Below are 22,949 nucleotides of genomic sequence, written 5' to 3' on the forward strand. Positions count from 1 at the left end.
ATGGCCGCAACGAAGAAATTCGATTATATCATCATCGGTGCCGGTTCGGCTGGGTGTGTTCTCGCCAATCGCCTTTCCGCCGATCCGGCCAACAAGGTGCTTTTGCTGGAGGCTGGTGGGCAGGACCTCAACCCGTTGTTCCGGCTCCCCATGTTGATGGGCAAGCTGTTTCATTCGGGCATCTACAACTGGCATTATCACACAGAGCCAGAGCCGCACCTCAATGACCGCTCACTTTACTGGCCGCGTGGAAAAGTGCTCGGTGGCACCTCCACAATCAACGGCATGATCTATGTGCGAGGAAACCGTCACGACTATGATCGCTGGGCGCAAATGGGAGCAACGGGATGGTCATATGATGAGGTACTTCCGGCATTCCTGCGATCTGAAACCCATGTGCAGCGTAAGGATGATTTTCATAGCACTGAAGGCGAATTGACCGTCTGCCGCGCCCGCGGCTGGAATGGTTTGCTCGACGTGTTCAACGAAGCTGGCGAACAAGCCGGGTATCCATTGAACGACGACTTTAACGGCAAAGAGCAGGAAGGGTTTGGTCGATACGACTTTACCATTACTAAAGGCAAGCGCTGCTCTGCGGCCTATGCGTTCCTGCGCCCTGCGAAGAAACGCCCAAATCTGACAATCATTACCCGCGCCCACACGAGACGTGTGCTGATCGAAAATGGCCGCGCCATCGGAGTCGAGTACAGCCGAAAAGGCAATGTCACCAAAGCCCACGCAAATCGTGAGGTCATCCTGTCGGCAGGCGTGGTCAACTCCCCGCAAATCCTCATGCTTTCGGGTATTGGCGCAGCCAACGAACTGGCCGAACACAACATCAAGGTCGTGCAGGACCTGCCCGGCGTTGGCAAGAACCTTCAGGACCATGTCGATTGTGTCATGGCTTATGAATGCCGCGAGCCAGTCACGCTCTATTCTGATCTGCGCGCCGACAAACTGACATTATCGGTCATTCAGGGAATGTTGTTTGGGGAAGGTATCACCACGACCTTCCCTTACGAGGCAGGTGCATTCGTCAGGTCACGCGCTGATCTTGCAGCACCCGATATCCAGCTGCATTTCATGCCTGCGCTTGAAAAGACCGCAAACCTACATTTCCCAAACCCGTTCAAGAAGGAACGCGTAGAAGCCAATCATGGTTTCTCGTTGCGTGTCGGTCCTGTCAATCCGGAAAGTCGCGGCCAGATCAGTCTGCGTTCAGCCAATCCGATGGACCGTCCGCGCATCAATGCCAATTATCTGCAAACCGAGTTCGACATTCGCACGATGATCAACGCCATCCGCATGACGCGGGATGTCATCAAGCAGAAAGCGTTTGACAAATATCGTGGTAAGGAACTCGCTCCCGGCCCGACGGTGGAGACCGATGCGGAACTGACCAAATGGCTGCGCGCCAATGCCATGACAACGTTCCATCCGGTTGGCACCTGCAAAATGGGCAACGATCCGATGGCAGTTGTCGATGCGCAGCTGAAAGTTCACGGCATTGAAGGCCTGCGCGTTGCAGATGCTTCAATCATGCCAATCATCTCAAGCGGTAACACCAATGCTCCGGCGATCATGATCGGGGAGCGCGCCGCTGAATTCATTCTCAAGGAGGCCTATTAATGATCGTCGAGCATCGCACTTATACTTTCAAGCCCGGCACGGTCGAAGGCTGGCTCAAGAAATATGAAACCGAAGGTCTGCCGATCCAGAAACGGCACCTCAATACGTTTCTCGGCCTCTATGTCAGCGAAATCGGGCATCTCCACCGGACTGTTCTGATGTGGCGCTATGATAGTCTCGCAGATCGCGAAGCGCGGCGTACCGCCATGTATGCTGATCCCGAATGGCAAACATTTATCTCCGGTGTCTGGGCGCTTGATGCAATCGAGACGCAGGACGTGATGATTATGAACCCGGCATCATTTTCGCCCGGCGCATAAGCAGACGAATGCAACATTGCATCCGTAAAACCAAGGGCGGCGCGTGAGCCGCCCCAATAAAAATTCGGATACCGAACTTCCAGAGCAAGGAAATGGGAACATGACGAACAAAGATTCAAATCAAATTAATCTACTGCACCGCTCCGTCGACCGCAGAAGCTTTCTGAAGACTACGGCAGGCCTGGCCGCTTTCAGCATGACCAATGGCCTGCTGACCGCAGCATCCTATGCCGCAGGTGGGCTCGTCGCGCTTGTCCATACGCAGGCTGCAGGTGATGCGAGTGCTGTGGATTCTATGATTGCCAAGCTCAAGCAACTTGCCGACGAACACGGCTTTCAGTCACGCGCTGTCTATGCGCAGGACCCTGCGACTTACGAAACTATCTTCCGCACTCTGGGCGATGCAGGCGCTTCCGTGATTGTTTCAACGTTCAACGAAGTTGCAGAACCCTTTAAGGCTTTGGCCCCTTCCTATCCAAATACCAAATGGGTCCAGCTCTTCGCCGATCCTTTTGAGCCTGCAATTCCAAACGTCGTAACAGTCTCCTATGACTATTATCTTGGCTGTTATCTGTCAGGCATTTTTGCAGCGCGCCTAAGCAAATCCGGTAAGCTTGGCTTCATCGGCGGCGTATCTATTCCACCAATCAACGCCGATTATAATGCATTCAAGGCTGGTGCTTTGTCTGTGCGTCCGGATGCATCTGTGGCGGTTGCTTTTGCAGGTTCATTCCAAGACCCGGCAAAGGGTCAGGAAATCGCGACACAGATGTATTCAAGCGGCATCGATTTCATTCAGACGGACGCTGCGGCAACCGATTTCGGCATTATTGCTGCAGCGAAAGAAGGCGAAGGACGCCTCGTAAGCGTGCTTGATCCTGCTCAGTTCCCACAAGGCCCGAAGAACGTGATTTCGATCGTAGGTCTCGACTTCGGCAATTCGCTCTATAATGAAGTCACCAAGGCTGTCGGTAAAGATTTTGCTGGCGGCACACATGAGCATACGGGGCTTGGAACCGGTGTGATCGATTTTATTCCGTCACCGCTTTTCGCGGAGCAGGGACCGGCAGACCTTGTCGCCAAGGCAAAAGAAGTCGAACCGGAAATAGCAGCGGCACGCACAGCGATCCTAAACGGATCACTGAAAGTTCCGTTCAATACAACGCTCTAATTTCCGACTGGATCATGCTTCTATGAACAAGGCCAGCCCCCCCATATTCGAATGCCACGACGTGACCGTGAGATACGGTTCCATCGTTGCGCTCTCCGATGTCGGAGCCGTCTTCGAACGTGGCAAGATCCACGCCGTCGTTGGCCAGAACGGCGCCGGAAAAACGACTTTCGCCAGAGTTCTGGCTGGCCTCGTTCGTCCAGCATCTGGCGAACTGAAAATTGATGGCCGCCCATTACTGGGCGGCAACGTCAAGGATGCTCGTCGTTCGGGCGTCGAACTTGTGCATCAGAGTTTTGCGCTTCCACCGTCCTTCACCGTTGCCGAGGCCATGCAATTCGGCGCAGAAGGTGGAGGTCTCTTCTCAAAAAAAAGCCTGGAAAAGCGCTGGCAACCACATCTCGACGCACTTGATGTGAAGGTGAAAGCCAAACAGCGTATCCGCGACCTGCCGGTTGAAACTCAGCAAGGCGTAGAAATCGCGCGTGCTCTCGTCTCCGATGCCAAGCTCCTGATCCTCGATGAGCCGACCGCAGTTCTGTCACCGGAAGGTGCAGACAAACTGTTTGAGCGCGTCCGCCGTCTTAAAGAACGCGGCGTTACAGTAATCCTTATTCTGCACAAGATCAGAGAAGTTCTTGCGATTGCCGATACTGTTACGGTCCTGCGTGGTGGAAAGCTCGTTGATGGACCACTGCCCTGTGAAGGGATAAATGCCGACAAATTAGCCGAGTTGATTATAGGTGCTACTGCCGCCAAAAATCTCAATGCGGACGATAAAGCCGCACTGACCGGCACGACTATCGTCACACACGTACATGAAGACGTGGTTGTGCAAGAAAGCAGACCAATACTGAGCATGACTAATGTTTCAACGCGGCCCGACCCGGAAGGTCCGGCGCTTGACCAGGTTAATCTCGATATTCACCCCGGCGAAATAATCGGTGTGGCGGGTGTTGAAGGCAATGGGCAGCGAACGTTGGTCCGCGCGATTGCCGCGATGGCAGATGTATTGGACGGCAACATTACTATCGACAGTAAGAGTTTAACCAGTGCACCTCTTGCTGCACGAAGAGCAGCCGGCCTGCGCATAATTCCTTTTGAACGCAATGTAGAAGGCCTCAGCCTGACCAGTTCGCTTTGGGAAAACTGGGCTGCACGCAGCCTTCTTCAGAAATCGCTGTTGTCAACAATCAGTCCAGCAACCATCCGTAAACAATGCGACACGGCTCTCAAAGAATGGGACGTGCGCTATTCAGAAGTAAGCCAACGCGCAGGTTCGCTTTCGGGTGGCAATGCACAGAAGGTCATTCTGTCTCGCGAAATGGATCAGGACGCGCGGCTTGTACTCGCAGCGCAACCGACTCGCGGACTGGATATCGGTGCGACCTCTTTCGTTTGGGATTCCATGCGCAAGGCACGCGCGCGCGGTTGCGGATTGATGTTCATCTCATCTGATCTTGATGAAATCTTTGACATCTCGGATCGCGTTATCGTCATGCTTTCAGGCCGCATCGTCGCCGAATTCCGACCGCCTTACGACCTTGCTGCAGTTGGTGCCGCTATGACAGGAGTCCATCAATGATTGACCGGCTCGTTTCCGTTTTTCGCGCGCTGATCTTCATTCTGATCGGCCTCGCGCTCTGTGGCATCATCTTTCAAGCTGCTGGTTACTCAACAGGACTGATGTTCCATTCGATTGCCGAAGGCGCCTTCCTGCGGCCCGGCGCGCTGCAACAGGCTCTGCGATGGGGTCTGCCACTGTTCATCACAGCGGTTGGTGTGGCCGTGTCCTTTCGCGCTGGCTACTTCAATATCGGTGCGCAAGGGCAATTCTATATGGGTGCCATTGCAGCTGCATTCATGGCCGAATGGCTGAATGGTGCGCCAGCGCCAGTCCTCATAACCGGTTGCTTCCTTGCTGGCATGACCGGTGGCGCGTTATGGGCTCTCTGGCCCGGACTGCTGCGACTGAAATCCGGCGCTGATGAAGTCATCACCACCCTCATGGGAAATTTCATTGCGGGGCTGTTTCTCCTCTATGTCACGGCGGGGCCTCTCAAAGACCCCTCCGGGACAGGACAGCAGGCATCGAGCCGCCCACTTGCGAGCGTCTACCGCATCAGCGACTCTCTCGGACTATCGCCCACCATCATTGCCATCGCCGTTATCGTTGGTCTTGCGATGTGGTTTTTAGTCAATCGAACGGCTTTCGGTGTGCTGTCGGGACTTGCCGGGCGCAACCCGACAATGGTGCAATGGCAGGGTGCGCGGACATGGCGTATCGGACTTACCAGTTTCCTTTTGAGCGGTGCCCTTGCAGGTCTTGCAGGTACAATTGAATTCATGGGCCCCAACGGTCGTCTGACCGGCGGCTTCCTGCCGGGGCATGGGTTTACGGCGATCCTTATCGCACTTGTGGCCAATTTCTCTGTTGTCGGAACCGCTTTTGTAGCTTTGTTTTTCGGCGGCCTCGCGTCAGCCGCTCTTTATCTCCCCATTATGGCTGGTCTGCCTTCCTCGGCAATCGACATCATCAATGCAGCTATTGCTCTTTTCATTACCGCAAAATCCAGTGTCGTCGACCGGATAGCAAAACTCGGAGGACGGATATGGAAGACTTCGTAATCGCGATCCTGCGTTCAGGTACACCATTGATTTATGTCACCCTTGCAGGCGTCATCGCTCAGCGAACCGGTATCTGGCATCTGGGCCTTGAAGGCCTGATGATCGCAGGTGCCTGCGCGACAATCATCGGCATTGTGCTCACACAATCGATCTGGCTGGCACTTCTGATTGCAATTGTCGTCTGTGTTGTCGGATCGATCCTGTTCTGGTTTGTGATCGAAAAACTCAAAGCAAATCAGATCATTGCGGGTCTCGGGCTCACGGGATTGGGTCTTGGTGGCACAGCTCTTGCCGTACAGTCGATTTTCGGAACACAAGCAGCCGTAAGCGCCCCTTTCGGTCTACCACGTTTGGGCCCGCCCTTCGGCGCATACGGTTCTCTTTCGGTCCTCGTTCTGATGATGCCATTTGTTGTCATCGCCATGTGGGTCGTCTTGCGGAGAACGCGCTTCGGCTTGCGTCTGGCTGCCGCTGGTGAGCATCCGTTTGCTGCGCGCAGCGTTGGCGTCAATCCAGCTGTGATGCGCCTCGTCGCACTGATGATTGGCGGGATATTATGTGCACTTGCGGGTGCAGAACTTGCAGCGGGTAGCCTTCAGATCTTTACTCAGAACATGACTGCCGGTCGCGGCTTCATGGGTTTTGCCGCCGTCATTTTCGGTGCGGGCCATCCGATTGGTGCAAGTCTGGCTGCCACATTCTTCGCAGTCGTGGGTGCGCTTGGCATCAGGGCACAGCTCGCTTTCGGCGATCGCGTTCCGCATGATCTCCTGCTTGCGCTTCCATACATTGCCACTGTTGTCGGCATATGGGTCAGCACACAGTTACGCGGTGGCATAAAAGCTGTCAGCGGTTTTAGTGAGTTGCGAGATCAGTAAGAGAATTAGAGCGTAATATTTCAGGACGGATCGATGACCTTGATACAGAAGCAGACGATAATCAAAAACGCGACTGTTCTGACAATGTGCGCACAGCATGGAAGTCGCCCATTTCAGGGCGACATCCTGATTGAGAACGGCCGAATTTCTACTATCGGGCAAAAAATCGCGTCTGCTCCCGATGCAACCGTTATTGATGGCAAGAACCGGCTGATCATGCCTGGTCTTGTCAACGCTCATACCCATTCCAGCGAGACGTTCTTTCGCGGGCGCTATGAAGGCATGCCTCTCGAAATCTGGTTGCTCTATGCCTATCCGTTGCTAATGGGGCCAGTCATTGATGAAAGACTGCTTTATCTTCGCAGCCTGCTTTTAGCGATGGAGTCATTGCGCAATGGCGTCACAACCATATGCGACGATTTCTTCGACCCCCCTGCACATGATCTTTCACGGCTTTTAGCAGTTTTCAAAGCATATGAAGACGCTGGCATTAGGGCCAATGTGTCGAGCGCTGCAATGAATATTCATACATTGGATGCGCTGCCTTATGCCCGCGAAGTAATGCCGCTCGAATTGCAGAAGCAGCTCGACTTCGGGCCACCGATGTCGGCTGACGCCTATATGGATTATTGTCGCTCAGCTTTTTCGACGCTGCACGGCACAGCCGGACGTATCAATTTCATGCTGGCACCATCAGCACCACAACGTTGCTCAGCGGAGTTGCTTCAGGCGTGTCACGCGCTTGCTGTGGACATGGGCGTGCCTTTGCATACCCATATTCTGGAAACAAAAACCCAAGCTGTTACTGGCCACGAACTCTATGGCAAAACCCTAATCTCTTACATGCACGATTTGGGGGTTCTCTCGCGTAACAGTACTGTTGCGCATTCTGTCTGGGTCAGCGAACAAGACATAGAATTGATGGGCGCGGCCAGATGCTCCATCGCTCATAACGCAATTTCCAATCAGAAGCTCGGCGCAGGCATTGCGCCTATTCGCCAGCTGATGGATGCAGGTGTGACCATCGGACTTGGAACGGACGGCGTTTCTTCAAACGATACCGCGCGCATTTTCGACGTTATGCGTGTGGCAGGACTGATCCATAGTGTATCCGGCCCAGACTACAAACAGTGGATCTATGCCGACGAAATTCTAAAGATGGCCACCATCAACGGTGCGCGGAGTGCGATGCTCGAAAACGTCACTGGCTCACTCGAAGTCGGCAAAGCAGCAGACTTAGTGATACTGGATCTCACTACACTCAGCTTTACCCCGCTCAATGACATTGCACGGCATCTCGTCTATTCAGAGAACGGTTCATCAATCGAGACTGTTATGGTCGCCGGTGAAATCATCGTTCATCAAGGTCGCATGCGCTCAATCGATGAGGCCGCTATCCTCGCCGAAATTCGTGAACTCGTTCCGGCTCACCTCGCAGAGCATGCCAAATTGGAGCAACGCAACGCAGCGTTTCATTCGACCATGGCCGAAATTCACCGCCGTGCAACGTCACGAGACATTGGGATGAACCGCTATGTGAGAACTCCCGGCAACTAAGTCTTAAAAACTCAACTGAACCTTCATGGATTGGTTGCGGTCCGCGGCAATCTCAAAAGCTGAGAGAACGTCTTCAAGCGGATAGACCGAACTCAAAAGTGGCTTCACATCGACGGCTTTGCGGTTGATCATATCGACCGCAAGGCCGAACTCTTCGTGAAAACGGAACGAGCCGCGCATATCGATCTCTTTCGACACGACTAGATTTTGCGGAATGGAGACGTCGCCACCGAGGCCTACTTGTACCAGAATGCCAAGCGGTTTTAAGATCTCTAGTCCTGCCCGCATCGCGTGTTCATTCCCAGACGCTTCAAACATGATGTCGAAATAACCTTTGTTTGCGGCATAACTCTCCAGTTGCTCGGGGTTCGACGCCACATTAATAGTGCGATCTGCGCCAACTTCCCTCACCTTTTTGAGAACAGACTCCATCACGTCTGTTGCCACGATCTCGCGCGCACCATGGGCGCGTGCTGCAATCACAATCAAAGCGCCAATCGGTCCACAACCGGTTACAAGAACTCGCTTATTCAGCAGAGATCCAGCGCGCGCGACAGCATGAAGCGTGACAGCAAGCGGTTCTGCAAATGCAGCTTCATGAATGGAGATGCTATCGGCGACTTTGTGGCATTGCCAGCTTTCCACAACCAACCTTTGACGAAAGGCACCCTGAATATGCGGCATAGGCATGGCACTGCCATAGAAGCGCATATTGAGGCAGTGGTTTTGTATGCCCTTGAGACAATATTGACAGGCATTGCACGGCCTACTCGGCGAGATGGCCACCTGATCGCCAATAGCCAAACCACTCACACCACTCCCCAGAGCTGTGATGGTTCCCGCCACTTCGTGACCAAGTATCATCGGCTCGCGCAGGCGAATGGCACCGATACCGCCATGATTATAATAATGGAGGTCGGAACCACAAATCCCACCTGCCTGAATGGCAATCTCGACCTGACCTGAGCTTACAGCTTCAGGTTCGCGCTCCTCAATTCTGAGGTCTTTCGCTGCGTGAATGACGACAGTTTTCATACGGTCCTCCCTGATCTAACTTGCATATGTTATCGATAACATTTATGCAAGAACAATACTTCGATCAGTGTTAAAGCATCTGAATATCCGGGAGGAACCAATGACATTTCCGCTCTTCGACCTGACGGGCAAACTGGCCCTGATTACTGGCTCAAGCCAGGGGATCGGGTTAGCTCTGGCTCAGGGTCTCGCCGAGCATGGTGCCGAAGTAGTTATCAACGGTCGCGATCATGCCAAAGTCGAAACGGCAGTTCAAAGCCTTAACAATATGGGCCACAAGGCACATGCCTCCTATTTCGACGTCACCGACATTGAAGCGGTGAAGGCAGGCATCGACGCGATTGAACGCGAAATCGGGCCTATCGAAATTCTCATCAACAATGCTGGCATGCAGTTTCGTGCGCCGCTTGAAGACTTTCCCGACGACAAATGGCAACAATTACTCGCAACCAATGTTTCCAGCGTCTTTTACGTCGGGCAAGCCGTCGCGCGTCATATGATCGGTCGTAAACACGGCAAGATTATCAATATTGCCTCAGTTCAAAGTGAACTAGCCCGCCCATCCATCGCACCCTATACTGCAACGAAAGGCGCAGTGCGCAACCTGACGCGCGGCATGGCAACAGACTGGGCAAAATATGGCCTCCAGATCAATGCTATCGCTCCGGGCTATTTTAAAACTCCACTCAATCAGGCGCTGGTCGATAATCCTGAATTCACGGGCTGGCTTGAAATGCGGACACCGGCAGGTCGATGGGGCAATGTCGAAGAACTGGTGGGTGCAGCAATCTATTTGAGCGGTAACGCCTCGTCGTTCGTCAATGGTCAAGTGCTTCATGTCGATGGCGGTATGACCGCAAGCGTTTGATTGCAGAAACTAGCGTCAGTCATGGGAGAAGAGTGATGAAGAAGACTTCAAATGTTGCTGTGATCGGCGCAGGCATTATGGGCACAGCAATCGCCACCCGATTACTGGAAACAGACAATCAGGTGAGCGTTTTTGACCTTGATGCGGATAAAGTCGCAAGGCTGGTCGACAAAGGTGCAACAGCCGCAGCATCCCCGGCTCAAGCTACCGCAGATAGTGACTTTGTCATTCTGAGCCTCAACCATGCCAATATCGTGCGCAGCGTTGTGTTTGGAGAAGGTGGTGTTGCACAAGCCGCATCGGCGGCGAAAACGCTCATCGATATGTCGTCCATCGATCCGTCAGAAACCGTGAAGATGGCCGAGAAGCTCGCCTCTGAAACCGGCATGAAATGGGTTGATTGCCCACTTTCAGGTGGCGTACCGCGCGCACTGACTGGCGAATTGACCATCGTCGCGGGCGGAGAAAAGGCAGATTTCGATCACGCCTATACCGTGATGCAACATCTTAGCGCCAACTATACATTGATGGGCCGAAGCGGAGCGGGCCAGACAACCAAGCTCATCAACCAGCTTTTCTGTGCCGTGGCATTTCAGGCCGTGGCGGAAGCAGTCAAACTCGCAGAAGCTGGCGGTGTGAACCCGGCAATCATTCCACAAGCACTGGCAGGCGGACGAGCCGACAACCGTATCATGCAGGAGTTCATGGGAAAGTTCGCGGCCCGCGACTACACACCTACCGGACGCATCGACAATATGCTGAAAGACCTGGACGCACTCCAAGCTTTCGCCATGAAGGCGAAAACCCCGCTACCAATGACCGGTCAGGTTGTTGAAATTCACCGGCTTCTCTGTGCGGCAGGATTGGGCGACAAGGATTCCGCCGAAATGATGCGCCTGCTCGACGGCAAGCTATCGTAAGAAAGGCGGCCATTGGTCGCCTTCATTGTTTTCAGCCTGTTTGAAATGTTGGTTATACGACCGGAGTCACCAGTTCTTTGCCGCTAAAATGCGCGCTCAGATTTGCCAACACAAGATCAGCCATAGCCTTTCGGGTCTGATGCGTTCCACTGCCGATGTGCGGTGTCAGCACCACATTGGGCATGTCAAAGAGTTCTGCAGGAACCGTTGGCTCATTATCAAAGACGTCCAGTCCGGCACCACCAAGTTGCCCGGACTGCAAGGCCTTAACCAGCGCCTTTTCATCGACAAGAGAACCACGCGCGATATTAATCAGCACACCATTTGATCCAAGGGCCGCGAGCACGTCAGCATCGATCGCATGGCGTGTCTCAGCACTGGCTGCGGCGGCGATCACCAGAACATCGCAATTTTGCGCTAGTTCCAGAAGGCTCGGGTAATAATCGTAAGCAACATCCTGTTTCGCCCTGCCTGTATAGCTGATCTGACCATCAAAGCCTTCCAGCCGCCGGGCAATTGCCTTGCCTATACGACCGAGCCCAAATATTCCATAGCGACGCCCACTGACGCGTGTACCAAGCCCGATTTCGGCCTTTGGCCAGCTGCCCTTACGGACATGGTCATCAGCACTCGCAATGTGGCGCGCCTGAGCGATAATGAGACCAACCGCCGTATCAGCGACATCCGTTGTCAAAACATCGGGCGTATTTGAAACGCGATATGCTCTTTGGCGTGCCTTTGGCAGATCGACCTTGTCAAACCCGACGCCGTTGATGGCAACGATTTCAAGACCAGGCAAGCGATCTGCGAGTTCATTTGGAATCCCAATATGACCGCCGGTGACGACGCCCTTGATCTTGTCAGCATGTGTATTCAGGAAGGCGTTCTGGTCTTTGATCTCGAACCAGCGATGGACTTTATATTGCTCGTTCAGGCTTAGCTCCATTGCGGGGATCAACGGGCAAAGCTGGAGTATTTCAACGGACATACTATTTCTCTTTATTGGATATTTCGGGAATTATTTGACGTCCGATTTGACGAACTGACGAAGTTCAGCTGTCTTTGGATTGGCAAACAGCTCAGCTGAAGGCCCCTCCTCCCAGATCGTGCCCTGATGCATGAAGATGGTCTTCGTCGCGACGCGTCTGGCAAACGCCATTTCGTGCGTAACGAGGATCATCGTCATGCCACCACGCGCCAGCTCTTCCATCACGTTTAACACTTCTTCCGTCAGTTCCGGATCGAGTGCCGATGTCACTTCGTCAAACAGCATGACTTTAGGCTGCATCGCCAGCGAGCGTGCAATTGCGACGCGTTGCTGCTGTCCGCCAGACAATTGATCAGGATAAGCATCGAATTTTTCAGAAAGCCCGACGAGCTTCAAAACCTCTTCGGCCTTTTTACGAGCGTCGGCTTTTGAAACATTCTTCACGATTTTCGGCGCGAGCATAATGTTTTCACCTACCGTCAGATGCGGAAACAGGTTATAGCTTTGAAAAACGATACCCACGTCTTTGCGCAGTTTACGCAACTGAGCCGCGTCACTTGTCACCTTGTGCCCGGCGATTTCGATCTCACCGGAATTGATCTTCTCGAGCCCATTGATACAACGCAGCAATGTGCTTTTGCCCGATCCTGAGCGACCGATCAGAGCAAAAACTTCTCCGCGCTCGACCGTAAGCGAAACGCCCTTGAGCACTTCGACGCTACCGAAACTCTTGTGCACATTCTTGATGATGACTTCAGACATTAAGCCTCCTTTCCAGCCAGCGCGATAGCAATGACAATGGGTAGCAAACCGCAAAATAGAGCGCTGCGACCACCACAAATACGCGGAATGGCTGGAACGTTGCATTATTGATGAGTGTGCCTGCGCGGGCGAGTTCGACAAAGCCGATGATCGACGCGATGGAGGTATTCTTGACAACCTGTACTGCAAAACCGACCGTTGACGGCAACGATATGCGAACAGCTTGCGGCAGGATCACATAGCGATATTGTTGAACACGGGTCAGAGCGAGAGACTCCGATGCTTCCCACTGCTGTTTGGGAACCGACTGAATGCAGCCGCGCCAAATCTCTGCCAGATAGCCCGAAGCATATATCGACATCGATGCCCCGGCAGCCAGTAGAGGGTGCAGATCAAACCCTGCAAGACTCAAACCATAGTAAGAGAGGAACAGGATCATCAGCACCGGAATGCCCTGAATGATCTGGATGTAAGTGCCAGCGGCCACACGCAGCCATTTGATTGTTGAAACACGAGCCAAAGCGATCAGAAAACCAGCGATACCACCGCCAATCAATGCGATCGCGGTCAGCAATACCGTCCACTGCAACCCCGTAAGCAGAAACAGAAATTCGTCGGGACCAAAACTTCTAAACGTCATGCTGAGGCCTCCGGAATTGCTACGACCGCTCGGCGGGCAACCCGACGACCAAACAGCCAGAGCCCGACCAGCGCAAGGGCCCCGCGCAAGCACAATGCTAACCCCAGATAAATCAGGGTCACGACGATATAGACCTCGAATGAGCGGTAGGTTTGCGATTCTACAAAGGCGGCAGATGCGGCGAGTTCGGGCGTTGAAATCACCGAACAGACGCTGGATGCGAGCATCATCAACACGAACTGGCTGCACAAGGCAGGATAGACTTTTGCCAAGGCTGGCAGAATGATCACATGGCGATAAATCTGCAGTCGTGTGAACCCGAGTGCCTCACCAGCCTCAATCTGCGATTTATGCACCGCTTCAATGCCTGAGCGGATGATTTCAGTGGAATAGGCTGTAAGATTGATTGTCATGCCGATGAGGGCCGCGACTTCAGCACCCACGCGGAAGCCTGCAGCAGGCAGACCGAAATAGATGATAAACAACTGCACCAGAAATGGCGTATTGCGTATGATCTCGACATAAGCATCGATCAGAAAGCGAATTATACCGCTATTCATTGACCGCAGCGAGGCGAACAAAACGCCACCTGCGCAACCCAAAATGATAGACATGATTGACAGTTTGATCGTCAGCCAAATGCCCGCCAGCAGCGCATCCTGGTATTGGGCGATGACCCCGAACTGAAAAGTGTAGGACATGGTCCGGCCTCCCGCTGAATATCAGCGCTTGTGCGGATTCTTCTATGCATCGATGTGATAAAAATCCGTCGGTGCGCTGAGGCACCGACGGTAAAACAATCAGAACGATGGCAGGTCTGGCATCGGACGGCCGGTCCACTTCACCGCAATCTTGTCCAGATCGCCGGAAATCTTCATCAGATAGATAGCGGTGTTCAGCCATTGACGAAGCTCGAAATCTTCAAGCTTGGTCGCCATTGAATTGCCCTGCTGGAAGAAGGTGAAACCGACCTTAAGACCTGCTTCCGGCCGCTGCTTGATGATCGCTTCACCAACCGTTGAAGGGAGCGCGACGGCATCCACCTGCCCGGCAATCAATGCCTGCGCGCTTGTTGAATCATCTTCATAGACAACGATTTCGAGGCCCTGAATTGCTGCTTTACGGAGCGCTGTTTCCTGGGTCGAGCCACGGTTTACCGACACACGCTTGCCAGCCAGATCTTCCAGCTTGGCAAAGTTCTGATCAGGACCAGAAATAATGTCCATATTGAACGCATTGTACGGCTGGGTGAACATCACGGTTTTTGCGCGCTCGCCCGTGGGAGAAAGCGTTGCAACGAGGAAATCGACCTTGCCGGTTTGCAGAGCAGGAATACGTGCTGGCGGCGTCAGCGGGACAACTTCAACCGGGAGGTTAAGATAGGTACCAAGCAGATTGGCGACGTCTACGTCGTAACCAGTTGGATTACCCTTTTCATCAACCATACCCATCGGTGGGGCACCTGTCAGAACGCCTATCTTGACGGTACCACGAGCCGTAATATCACTGATAGTCACAGCATGGGCATCGACCATACTGAACATGCCAGCCACACCAGCCATTGTTAACCCCATGGCTAAGTCACGAATTGTTTTCAGAATACGCATGATTTCTCCTCCAATTCCCACCCTCACTCAATCCTCCTTGAATGAAAGCAAGACATCATCGTTATACGTTGACATTCGCTCTTATATTATTGTTCGATGTTTTCGATAACATCGAAAACTCAAGAATTACTACCCCTAAAGTCACACTCGATCTTGATCTCCTTGCAGCGCGACAGTTCCAGGTAAATCGCTTCGGATCGTCTAATTATGCCGAATCCTAACACCTGAACTCAGATCCCACTGCGAAGTTAGTCATTCCTATTCTTGCTGTTTGCAATAGTGCATGTTATCGATATCATTGCAATACCAAAACTGGCTCGCAGGGAACTCTTCATGCATACACGCTCAGCAATTTTTGAAGGTACAATTCACCCTGGACACGAGGAGGAATTCTTTCGCATCGTGAAAGAACAGTTGCTTCCGGTCTGGAAACGCATGCCAAATGCGCAAGCGGTGCGGGTCATGCGCATGTTGAATGTGGACCCCGGTTCACCGTCTATCGCCATGGTGCAAGAAATAGATTATCCGTCGTTGGCGGCAGTGGAAGAAGCCTTAGCTTCGCCTGTGCGGCTCGAAGGACGTGTCATCACAGACAGGATGATGGAAATGTTCGAAGGGCGCTTCTACCATGTCGTTTACGAGCAGATACCGACGACTCAAGTGACCCTGACCGTGTGATGAACCAACCGATCAAACAGGACTTTGCATGATCACCTCGCCCGCCAGAAAAGCAACCATGCGAGACGTTTCCCGCCTCGCGGGCGTATCGCAAATGACTGTGTCACGCGTGCTCGCAGACCCAGATCTCGTGTCTGAAGCGACCCGCAAACGGGTGATGGAAGCCATCGAGCAGCTGAGCTATGTCCCGGACCGGGTTGCGGGTAGCCTCTCTTCGCGACGCACCAACTTTATCACGGCCATTCTGCCAACCCTTACGAACTCCAATTTTGCCGATACGGCTCAAGGGCTGGCAGAATCCTTACGCCCGAAAGGCTACCAGCTACTGATCGGCTTCACGATGTATAAGCTCGAAGAAGAAGAGCGCATTATTCGTGCTATGCTTGAGCGGCGCCCTGATGCGATTGTAGTCGCGGGAACAGTTCATACAAAAGCTGCCAATGAAATGCTGCTACGTGCCGATATTCCAATCGTTGAAATTTGGGGCAAGCCTGACAAGCCTATTGACCATTCAGTCGGCTTTTCCAACTACGAAGTAGGGCGCGCTGCCGCACGATATCTTTTATCGCTCGGACATCGACGCATCGGCGCGCTCGGTTCACGCACTGACGCCGATGCTATCGATTTACGTGGTGAAAGCAGACTGATGGGCTTTGCCTCTGTTTTGCGCGAAGCGGGGGTGAGTGATGAACTGATCGTGCGCGAAGGAACGGCACCCGTTTCGCATGATCACGGCGCGCGAACTCTTTCAACCCTGCTTGAGCGCGCACCTGATGTTGAAGCCGTTTTTGCAGTGTCGGATATTTCTGCTTTCGGCGCTCTGATGGAATGTCATCGCCGTGGCATTAAAGTGCCCGAGCAATTGTCGTTGATGGGTTTTGGCGACTTCGATATCGCACGCCAATCGGTTCCTGCGATAACAACAATACGTGTCGACGCGATTGGAATTGGCGTGAAAACCGGAGAATTACTGCTCAATCTTTTCGAGAAAGGCGACACAGAAGAACGTCCTGTAGCGTCGTCACTCGTCGATGTCGGCTTCAAACTCATCGAACGCCAGACTGCATCGAGCCAGAAATAAAGGCCTCCGAGCAAAAAAGCCGGAGCACTATATTAAATAGGCTCCGGCCAGCTCACTTCTATCCAGCAAACACTCGTGCAAAAAATGCATCAGAGTGTTTTGGCACCGGTCATAATTGCCACCGCATCAGACATCGATATTTCCGATGGCTTTACAACCGCCGCTCTCTTTCCAAGCCTTTGAATATGGATGCGATCAGCAACTTCAAAGACGTGCGGCATATTATGGCTAATGAGCACAATCGGCAAACCGCGTTTTTTCACATCCAGCAACAAATCAAGCACTTTGCGCGATTCTTTCACTCCGAGCGCCGCTGTCGGCTCATCGAGAATGATGACCTGCGAAGCGAAGGCGACGGAGCGTGCGACAGCAATACCCTGCCGCTGACCACCGGAAAGTCCTTCGACCGGCTGATCGATATTCTGAATTGTCATTAGGCCCAGTTCAGAAAGCTTGTTGCGCGCAACTTCACGCATTTTCTTGCGATCCAATCCACGCAGCACTTTGCCTGCAAAACCTGGTTTGCGGATTTCACGCCCAAGAAACATATTATCGACAATCGAGAGAGCAGGAGACAAAGCAAGGTTCTGATAAACCGTTTCGACGCCAGCTTCCCGCGCTTCAAGTGCCGAGCGAAAATGCACAGGCTTACCCATCAACTCGATATTACCGGAGTCAGGCTTTGTAGCGCCTGACAAGACTTTGATCAGCGATGATTTTCCAGCACCATTGTCGCCAATGACCGCAAGGATTTCATTTGGGTACAGGTCGAAGTCGGCACCATCGAGCGCCACAACATGGCCATAGCGCTTTGTCAAACCACGAGCTTTTAAGATTGGATTTACAGACATTATAGATTGACCTTCCTTAGCCCCTGATCAATGGCAACTGCCACAATCGACAAGACGCCGATGAGCAGATAGGTCCATTGCGGATCGGCACCAACCAGACGCAGCCCCAGAGAAAAACAGCCCACAGTCAGCGCCCCGAAAATCGTGCCCAGAATTGAACCGCGGCCGCCAAACAGAGACATACCCCCGATCACCACGGCTGTGATGGATTCGATATTGGTGAACTGGCCAGCAGTCGGTGTGACTGAACCAAGGCGACCAATCAGAACCCAGCCTGCAAATGCGCAGATGACGCCGGAGAGCACATAGACACTGATCAACATATGTCGCACCCGAACGCCCGCAAGTTCAGCTGCCGCCGCGTCATCACCCACCGCATAAACATGTCGACCCCAGGCGGTGTGATTGAGCACGTACCAGAGCACACCAATCAGCAGCACCATCGCAATTACGCCATAGGTGAGGACGGCGCCGCCGAACTGCATCGACTGGCCAAAAAACTGCAGTAGCGGCGCCGTTTCGGAAATACGGGCGCTTGGAATTGTCTCGTTGCCGGAATAAATGAAATTACTGGCCAGAAATATCTGCCATGTGCCGAGCGTCACGATAAACGCAGGCAGCTTCACAACCGATACAAGAACGCCATTGATGAAGCCGCAAAATGCGCCGAGCGCAAGACCAATAGCAATTGCCAGCGGTGCTGGAAGGCCGTAACGAAATACACACGCGCCTATCACAACGGATGCCAGAACCATGATTGCACCCACCGACAGGTCAATACCCTTGGTGAGAATAACCAGACTCTGCGCCGCCGCCACAATCCCCACAATTGCCACCTGCTGGAGAATAAGCGTCAGGGTGAAAGCGGAGAAAAAGCGACCGCTTGTGAGCAGGCCAAAGCCGATCACCGTCAACAGCAGGATGAGAAGCGGAATGATTGCAGGATTGCCATGAATACTCTCCTGTATGCGGCGCCCGATGGATCGTTTTGATTTAAATTGCGCAACGCGTGTATCGCTGTTGCGTATTACACTCTCATAGTCGTCAACTTGTGTCATGGTCTTGCCTGTGAACTCTTCCAGCGAATACCAATCTGCATCTGCAGATTTTCAACGACCGGAGCTGCGATGCCCGGTAAAGGTCCAGCGCATACATTTCCGCTAAAAATGAGCCGTGGATTTGCGTTGGATAATGCGTAAAAACGATTGGTTAGAGCGATTTCATCAGCGTTAATGCACCTGAAACCGCTCTTACAGTAACCAGAGCCCGATTAGCCCCAGCACTTCTCCAGACCTTCATCGACACTGATGGATGGAACACCTTCAACCGGATCATCGGTCACGAGCGAAACACCTGTATCGAAGAAATGCGCGCCGTTTTCCAGCTTAGGCTTTTCACCAGTATCGACCCACTTGCGAATGGCCTGGATACCTAGAACAGACATCTGGCTAGGATATTGCTGCGAGGTTGCGGCGAGCGTTCCTGCCTTGATGTTCTTCACACCCTGACACCCGCCATCAATGGAAACGAGCAAAACCTTGTCGGACATGCCGAGCGACTTCAGTGTCTCAAATGCACCAGCAGCGGCAGGTTCATTGATCGTATAGACGACATTGACTGTATGGTCGCGCTGAAGCAGATTTTCCATGGCTGAACGGCCGCCCTCTTCATTACCGTTCGTTACGTCGTGGCCGATAATCCGCTTATCGTCCTCGTCACCAATGACATTGACGTTTTTGGTATCGATGCCAAAGCCGGTCATGAAACCCTGATCGCGCTGAACGTCCAACGTCGGTTGCGAAGCATTGAGATCAAGGAAGGCAATGCGAGCATTCGCAGCGTCATCGCTGAGTTTCGCCTTAACCCATTTGCCAATCAACTCGCCGGCCTTGAAATTATCAGTGGCAAATGTCGCATCAACAGCATCGAACGGCTCAACCGGGCTGTCGAAAGCCACGACCATAATCCCCGCCGCACGCGCCTTTTCGATTGCAGGGACCACCGCCTTGCTATCTGACGGATCAATCAAGATACCTTTGACGCCCGCCAGAATACAGGTTTCGAGCGCTTCGATCTGGCTGATGCTGTCGCCATCGTCACGTCCAGCATACATGGAAAGCTTGATGTTCTGCCTTTTGGCTTCTTCGATCGCCGCATTTTTCATGGTGATAAAAAACGGATTGGTGTCCGTTTTCGTGATAACGCAGGCACTGACCTGCGCTTGAGCATTGGCACTGACGGCAGTAAAGCCACTCACTGCGAATGCTGTCGCTGCGATGGTAAAAAGCCCCCGAGCCAAACTGCGCGAAAACAGTCTCATAACAACCTCCCATTGTTGTTTTCTGTATTGTCCTCTGTCGCCTCAGCGCGAAACTGCGATAACCAACAGACTCCTCTAATCGGTAGTAAATATACATTTATGACAATGTCAATTTCATATTATGTATTAATTTTTAAGGATAAGTCGAATTTTGACGTTATTTAAACTTTTTTCATAGCTATTATGTAATAAAATTACACAATAAAGCCATACATACAAACAGATTAAGCGCCATAAGCTTTCACTAATGGCGCTATCAAGACATGAGAAGAAATTCCCGCATAACGGGAATACCGCTAATCGGCTTATTATCACTATTTTCGGAAACTAAAGGCGGCCTTGGTGAGGCAAATCAGCCGAAAGCCGCCTCGAATATCACTACAGGCACCCGCTATGGAAACCACCATCAACCGGCAATGTCACGCCAGTGATGAAGTTTGCCGCAGGCGAAGCTAGAAACAAAGCCGCGCCAACCAGATCATCCGTTTCGCCCCAACGCTTCAAGGCGGCGCGTTGTGCAATTGGCTGTTCCGTTGCCGGATTCTCCCACAAACCGCGCGTCATGTCGGTGCGGTGATAGCCGGGTCCGATTGCATTAACGCGTACGCCATCCGGGCCAAACTTATGCGCCAGAACACGCGTCAGGCCGAGAATACCGGTTTTGCTGGCGGTGTAGGATGGCACACCCACGTCAGCCAGATAGCTCAGCATCGATGCAATTGCGATAACCGAACCCTTGCTTTCTTTCAGCTTTGGATAAGCCGCCATGGTCAGGCGGAATACGCTGTTCAGATTGATGTCCATGACATCGTTGAACACGTCGTTTTCCCATTCCGTTTGATCGCGTGCGACACCCTGTGCGTTGATCAGCACATCTATGCGTGACTGCTTTGCCATGAAGGCAATAGCGTCTTCATTGCTGCGTACATCTAGTTCATAAAACTCGATGCCCTTATTGGCTTCGTCCTTCACGGCCTTCTCGATCTTGGCGACTGAGCTGCCGCTTGCGGCAACCGATGCGCCTAGAGCCGCAAAGCCGCGCGCCATTTCAAGACCGATGCCGCTCGTTGCACCCGAAACCAGCACGCGCTTGCCTGCAAACAGGTCCTTGGCGAAAGACGAAATAACTTCCTGCATGATAACCTCCCGATAAATCTTAGAACTTTAGATGAGCTGCTTCAGCGCTGCGACGACCATATCTGGCGTTACTTTGATCGGCTCATTGTGGATGATTTCACCCGCACGGCATGCGCGTTTGGCAACGACTTCAAGCTTCTCATCCGTTGCGTCTTCAATGCCGATATCGGCAAGACGGGTTGGAAGACGGACAGATAGGCAGAATTCGCGCACCTTCTGGAATTCTTCCTCCAGACCATGCAACTTGAGGCCAGCGAGTACACCAATGGCGACTTTCTCACCATGCAGATGATGATGAACGTCATCCAACTCGCAAAGGCCATGATGGATAGCATGCGCTGCTGCGACTCCACCGGATTCAAAGCCCACGCCTGACAGAAGGATGTTCGCTTCAATCACACGTTCCATCGCAGGACCCGCCTGCTTGGTATCGCATTCCTTAAGCGACGCTGCGCCGAACTCAAAAATCGTGTCACGACAGAAGCGTGCAATTTCATAAGCAAGGCTCACGCCTTGCATTTTCATGCAGTTGAAAGCGCCCGACTGACGGCAGGAATCTGCCTCATAGAAAGTTGCAAGCGCATCACCGATACCCGCAGCAAGGAAGCGTGCCGGTGCCTGTGCGATCAGCGTCGTATCCACCAGAACCAGATTAGGATTGCTTGGCAGGAAGGTGTCGTAAGCCACGGAACCATCGTCGTTATAGACGACGGCAAGCGCACTGCATGGCGCGTCCGATGCAGCGATGGTTGGGAAGATGATCGATGGCAGGCCAAGATCGCGCGCCGCAGCCTTTGCCGTATCAAGCGCCTTGCCGCCACCAACACCGATCACGACTTTCGCGCCCGCTTCACGTGCCTGTGCGACAAGTACTGCAATCTGGCTTTCAGAGCACTCACCACCATGACGTACGATGCGCGCTTCCGGACCAGATGCAAAAGCTGCATCAACCTTTGGCTTCAGAATATCGAAAATGCCGTTATCAAGAAGCACGACAGCCTTGTCACCAAAGCTTGCAGCCTCTTCGCCAAGACGCGCGATAACGCCCGCACCCTGAATATAGCGCCCGGGAAAACGTGCTCCGCGCACGGTCGTATCAGCATTTACCAGCATACATAGCCTCCATCGGCCAGCACGATCGAGCCAGTCATGAGGCTTGATGCATCGCTTGCAAGGAACAGAATGACAGATGCAACTTCATCGGTCCGTCCGAGGCGGTTCATTGGAGTGCCCCCCACCCAATGACGGTACATTTCCGGATCGTCATAGACGTATTTGTTCATTTCGGTGTCGATATAAGTTGGCGCGACCGAGTTAACGCGAACGCCACGTGCACCCCATTCAGCAGCGAGCGAGCGGGTCAAATGATGCACGGCGGCCTTGGACGCGTTGTAATTGGCCTGTTCCTGCGGACGGTTCACAATAAAACCGGACATGGAGCCGACATTGACGATGTTGCCCGAACCATTTTCCAGCATCGTTTTACCGAATGCGCGGCAGCACCAGAACACGCCATTGAGATTGACGTCGATAACCTTGTTCCAGACATTATCGGCCATGGTTTCGGCTGGATGATTGCTGATTGCAATGCCGGCATTGTTGACGAGAATATCGACGCGGCCATGGCGTGCGATAACTGCATCATGTACGCGCTGAACGCCTTCAACATCGGTGACGTCCAGCAATTCGCCTTCGACGCTATAACCCTTGGCAGTCAGTTCAGCCAATGCCTTGTCCAGCAATTCCTGGCTCATGTCGGTAAGGACCACCTTGGCACCAGCTTCTGCCAGCGCCTCAGAGGCGGAAAGACCAATGCCGCGCGCGGCGCCCGTGACGACTGCAATCTTGCCGTCAATTCTGAACTTTTCGAGAAACATGG

At 52.9% G+C, this 22,949-nt stretch carries 23 protein-coding genes; 11 read left to right on the top strand and 12 right to left on the bottom strand.

The window, feature by feature from the left end:
- From OIV19_RS09625 to OIV19_RS09655, 7 genes are all read left to right on the top strand, one after another.
- Complete coding sequence (locus OIV19_RS09625; protein WP_319637600.1) at window positions 1-1,629, top strand: choline dehydrogenase; 1,629 nt, start codon at window positions 1-3, stop codon at window positions 1,627-1,629.
- Entirely contained in the window at window positions 1,629-1,949 is a 321-nt protein-coding gene (locus tag OIV19_RS09630; RefSeq protein ID WP_264231467.1) for an NIPSNAP family protein, read from the top strand. The genes OIV19_RS09625 and OIV19_RS09630 overlap by 1 nt, the downstream gene beginning before the upstream one ends.
- 100 nt (window positions 1,950-2,049) lie before the next feature.
- The gene (locus OIV19_RS09635) at window positions 2,050-3,120 is read left to right on the top strand and encodes a BMP family ABC transporter substrate-binding protein (RefSeq protein WP_264231468.1); all 1,071 of its coding nucleotides are present in this window, start codon (window positions 2,050-2,052) and stop codon (window positions 3,118-3,120) included.
- A 61-nt stretch (window positions 3,121-3,181) separates the two neighbouring features.
- The gene (locus tag OIV19_RS09640; RefSeq protein ID WP_264231469.1) at window positions 3,182-4,705 is read left to right on the top strand and encodes an ATP-binding cassette domain-containing protein; all 1,524 of its coding nucleotides are present in this window, start codon (window positions 3,182-3,184) and stop codon (window positions 4,703-4,705) included.
- A complete protein-coding gene (locus OIV19_RS09645) occupies window positions 4,702-5,748 on the top strand; it encodes an ABC transporter permease (RefSeq protein ID WP_264231470.1) in 1,047 nt (348 codons plus the stop codon). The genes OIV19_RS09640 and OIV19_RS09645 overlap by 4 nt, the downstream gene beginning before the upstream one ends.
- Window positions 5,733-6,626 (top strand): ABC transporter permease, encoded by an 894-nt coding sequence (locus OIV19_RS09650; RefSeq protein ID WP_264231471.1) that lies wholly within the window; start codon window positions 5,733-5,735, stop codon window positions 6,624-6,626. Before OIV19_RS09645 ends, OIV19_RS09650 begins: the two co-directional genes overlap by 16 nt.
- A 33-nt stretch (window positions 6,627-6,659) precedes the next feature.
- Window positions 6,660-8,183, top strand: coding sequence for an amidohydrolase (locus tag OIV19_RS09655; protein WP_264231472.1), 1,524 nt, complete (start codon window positions 6,660-6,662; stop codon window positions 8,181-8,183).
- Window positions 8,184-8,186: 3 nt separating this feature from the next.
- On the opposite strand, the gene OIV19_RS09660 is transcribed toward OIV19_RS09655, so the two are convergent.
- Entirely contained in the window at window positions 8,187-9,218 is a 1,032-nt protein-coding gene (locus OIV19_RS09660) for an L-idonate 5-dehydrogenase (protein WP_264231473.1), read from the bottom strand.
- A 100-nt stretch (window positions 9,219-9,318) separates the two neighbouring features.
- On the opposite strand from OIV19_RS09660, the gene OIV19_RS09665 reads away from it, so the two are divergent.
- Window positions 9,319-10,086 carry an SDR family oxidoreductase gene (locus OIV19_RS09665; RefSeq protein WP_264231474.1) on the top strand — a complete coding sequence of 256 codons (768 nt, stop codon included), beginning with the start codon at window positions 9,319-9,321 and terminating at the stop codon, window positions 10,084-10,086.
- 35 nt (window positions 10,087-10,121) lie between these two features.
- Window positions 10,122-11,006, top strand: coding sequence for an NAD(P)-dependent oxidoreductase (locus OIV19_RS09670; protein WP_264231475.1), 885 nt, complete (start codon window positions 10,122-10,124; stop codon window positions 11,004-11,006).
- A 52-nt stretch (window positions 11,007-11,058) separates the two neighbouring features.
- On the opposite strand, the gene OIV19_RS09675 is transcribed toward OIV19_RS09670, so the two are convergent.
- From OIV19_RS09675 to OIV19_RS09695, 5 genes are all read right to left on the bottom strand, one after another.
- Complete coding sequence (locus OIV19_RS09675) at window positions 11,059-11,994, bottom strand: 2-hydroxyacid dehydrogenase (protein WP_264231476.1); 936 nt, start codon at window positions 11,992-11,994, stop codon at window positions 11,059-11,061.
- 30 nt (window positions 11,995-12,024) lie between these two features.
- Complete coding sequence (locus OIV19_RS09680) at window positions 12,025-12,756, bottom strand: amino acid ABC transporter ATP-binding protein (protein WP_264231477.1); 732 nt, start codon at window positions 12,754-12,756, stop codon at window positions 12,025-12,027.
- Window positions 12,749-13,396 (bottom strand): amino acid ABC transporter permease, encoded by a 648-nt coding sequence (locus tag OIV19_RS09685; RefSeq protein WP_264231478.1) that lies wholly within the window; start codon window positions 13,394-13,396, stop codon window positions 12,749-12,751. Before OIV19_RS09685 ends, OIV19_RS09680 begins: the two co-directional genes overlap by 8 nt.
- Complete coding sequence (locus OIV19_RS09690) at window positions 13,393-14,097, bottom strand: amino acid ABC transporter permease (RefSeq protein ID WP_264231479.1); 705 nt, start codon at window positions 14,095-14,097, stop codon at window positions 13,393-13,395. The genes OIV19_RS09685 and OIV19_RS09690 overlap by 4 nt, the downstream gene beginning before the upstream one ends.
- 99 nt (window positions 14,098-14,196) lie before the next feature.
- The gene (locus tag OIV19_RS09695; protein WP_264231480.1) at window positions 14,197-15,003 is read right to left on the bottom strand and encodes a transporter substrate-binding domain-containing protein; all 807 of its coding nucleotides are present in this window, start codon (window positions 15,001-15,003) and stop codon (window positions 14,197-14,199) included.
- 333 nt (window positions 15,004-15,336) lie between these two features.
- On the opposite strand from OIV19_RS09695, the gene OIV19_RS09700 reads away from it, so the two are divergent.
- Both OIV19_RS09700 and OIV19_RS09705 read left to right on the top strand, forming a co-directional pair.
- Window positions 15,337-15,681 carry an EthD domain-containing protein gene (locus tag OIV19_RS09700; protein WP_264231481.1) on the top strand — a complete coding sequence of 115 codons (345 nt, stop codon included), beginning with the start codon at window positions 15,337-15,339 and terminating at the stop codon, window positions 15,679-15,681.
- A 58-nt stretch (window positions 15,682-15,739) separates the two neighbouring features.
- Complete coding sequence (locus tag OIV19_RS09705; RefSeq protein WP_264231482.1) at window positions 15,740-16,762, top strand: LacI family DNA-binding transcriptional regulator; 1,023 nt, start codon at window positions 15,740-15,742, stop codon at window positions 16,760-16,762.
- A gap of 89 nt (window positions 16,763-16,851) precedes the next feature.
- On the opposite strand, the gene OIV19_RS09710 is transcribed toward OIV19_RS09705, so the two are convergent.
- The 6 genes from OIV19_RS09710 to OIV19_RS09735 all read right to left on the bottom strand — a co-directional run bounded on the left by OIV19_RS09710 (window position 16,852) and on the right by OIV19_RS09735 (window position 22,947).
- Window positions 16,852-17,613 (bottom strand): ATP-binding cassette domain-containing protein, encoded by a 762-nt coding sequence (locus OIV19_RS09710; protein ID WP_264231483.1) that lies wholly within the window; start codon window positions 17,611-17,613, stop codon window positions 16,852-16,854.
- Window positions 17,613-18,671, bottom strand: coding sequence for an ABC transporter permease (locus tag OIV19_RS09715; protein ID WP_264231484.1), 1,059 nt, complete (start codon window positions 18,669-18,671; stop codon window positions 17,613-17,615). Before OIV19_RS09715 ends, OIV19_RS09710 begins: the two co-directional genes overlap by 1 nt.
- 212 nt (window positions 18,672-18,883) lie before the next feature.
- Window positions 18,884-19,933, bottom strand: a complete 1,050-nt coding sequence (locus OIV19_RS09720; RefSeq protein ID WP_264231485.1) for a substrate-binding domain-containing protein — start codon at window positions 19,931-19,933, stop codon at window positions 18,884-18,886.
- Between the two features lie 378 nt (window positions 19,934-20,311).
- Window positions 20,312-21,070 (bottom strand): SDR family oxidoreductase, encoded by a 759-nt coding sequence (locus tag OIV19_RS09725; RefSeq protein ID WP_264231486.1) that lies wholly within the window; start codon window positions 21,068-21,070, stop codon window positions 20,312-20,314.
- Between the two features lie 27 nt (window positions 21,071-21,097).
- Window positions 21,098-22,183 carry a glycerol dehydrogenase gene (locus OIV19_RS09730; RefSeq protein WP_264231487.1) on the bottom strand — a complete coding sequence of 362 codons (1,086 nt, stop codon included), beginning with the start codon at window positions 22,181-22,183 and terminating at the stop codon, window positions 21,098-21,100.
- Window positions 22,174-22,947: an SDR family NAD(P)-dependent oxidoreductase gene (locus OIV19_RS09735; protein WP_264231488.1), complete on the bottom strand. Its 774-nt coding sequence runs from the start codon at window positions 22,945-22,947 to the stop codon at window positions 22,174-22,176. Before OIV19_RS09735 ends, OIV19_RS09730 begins: the two co-directional genes overlap by 10 nt.
- Between the last annotated feature and the right edge of the window lie 2 nt (window positions 22,948-22,949).

This window comes from Brucella sp. HL-2 (assembly GCF_025846885.2).
Taxonomy (GTDB): Bacteria; Pseudomonadota; Alphaproteobacteria; order Rhizobiales; family Rhizobiaceae; genus Brucella; species Brucella quorumnocens.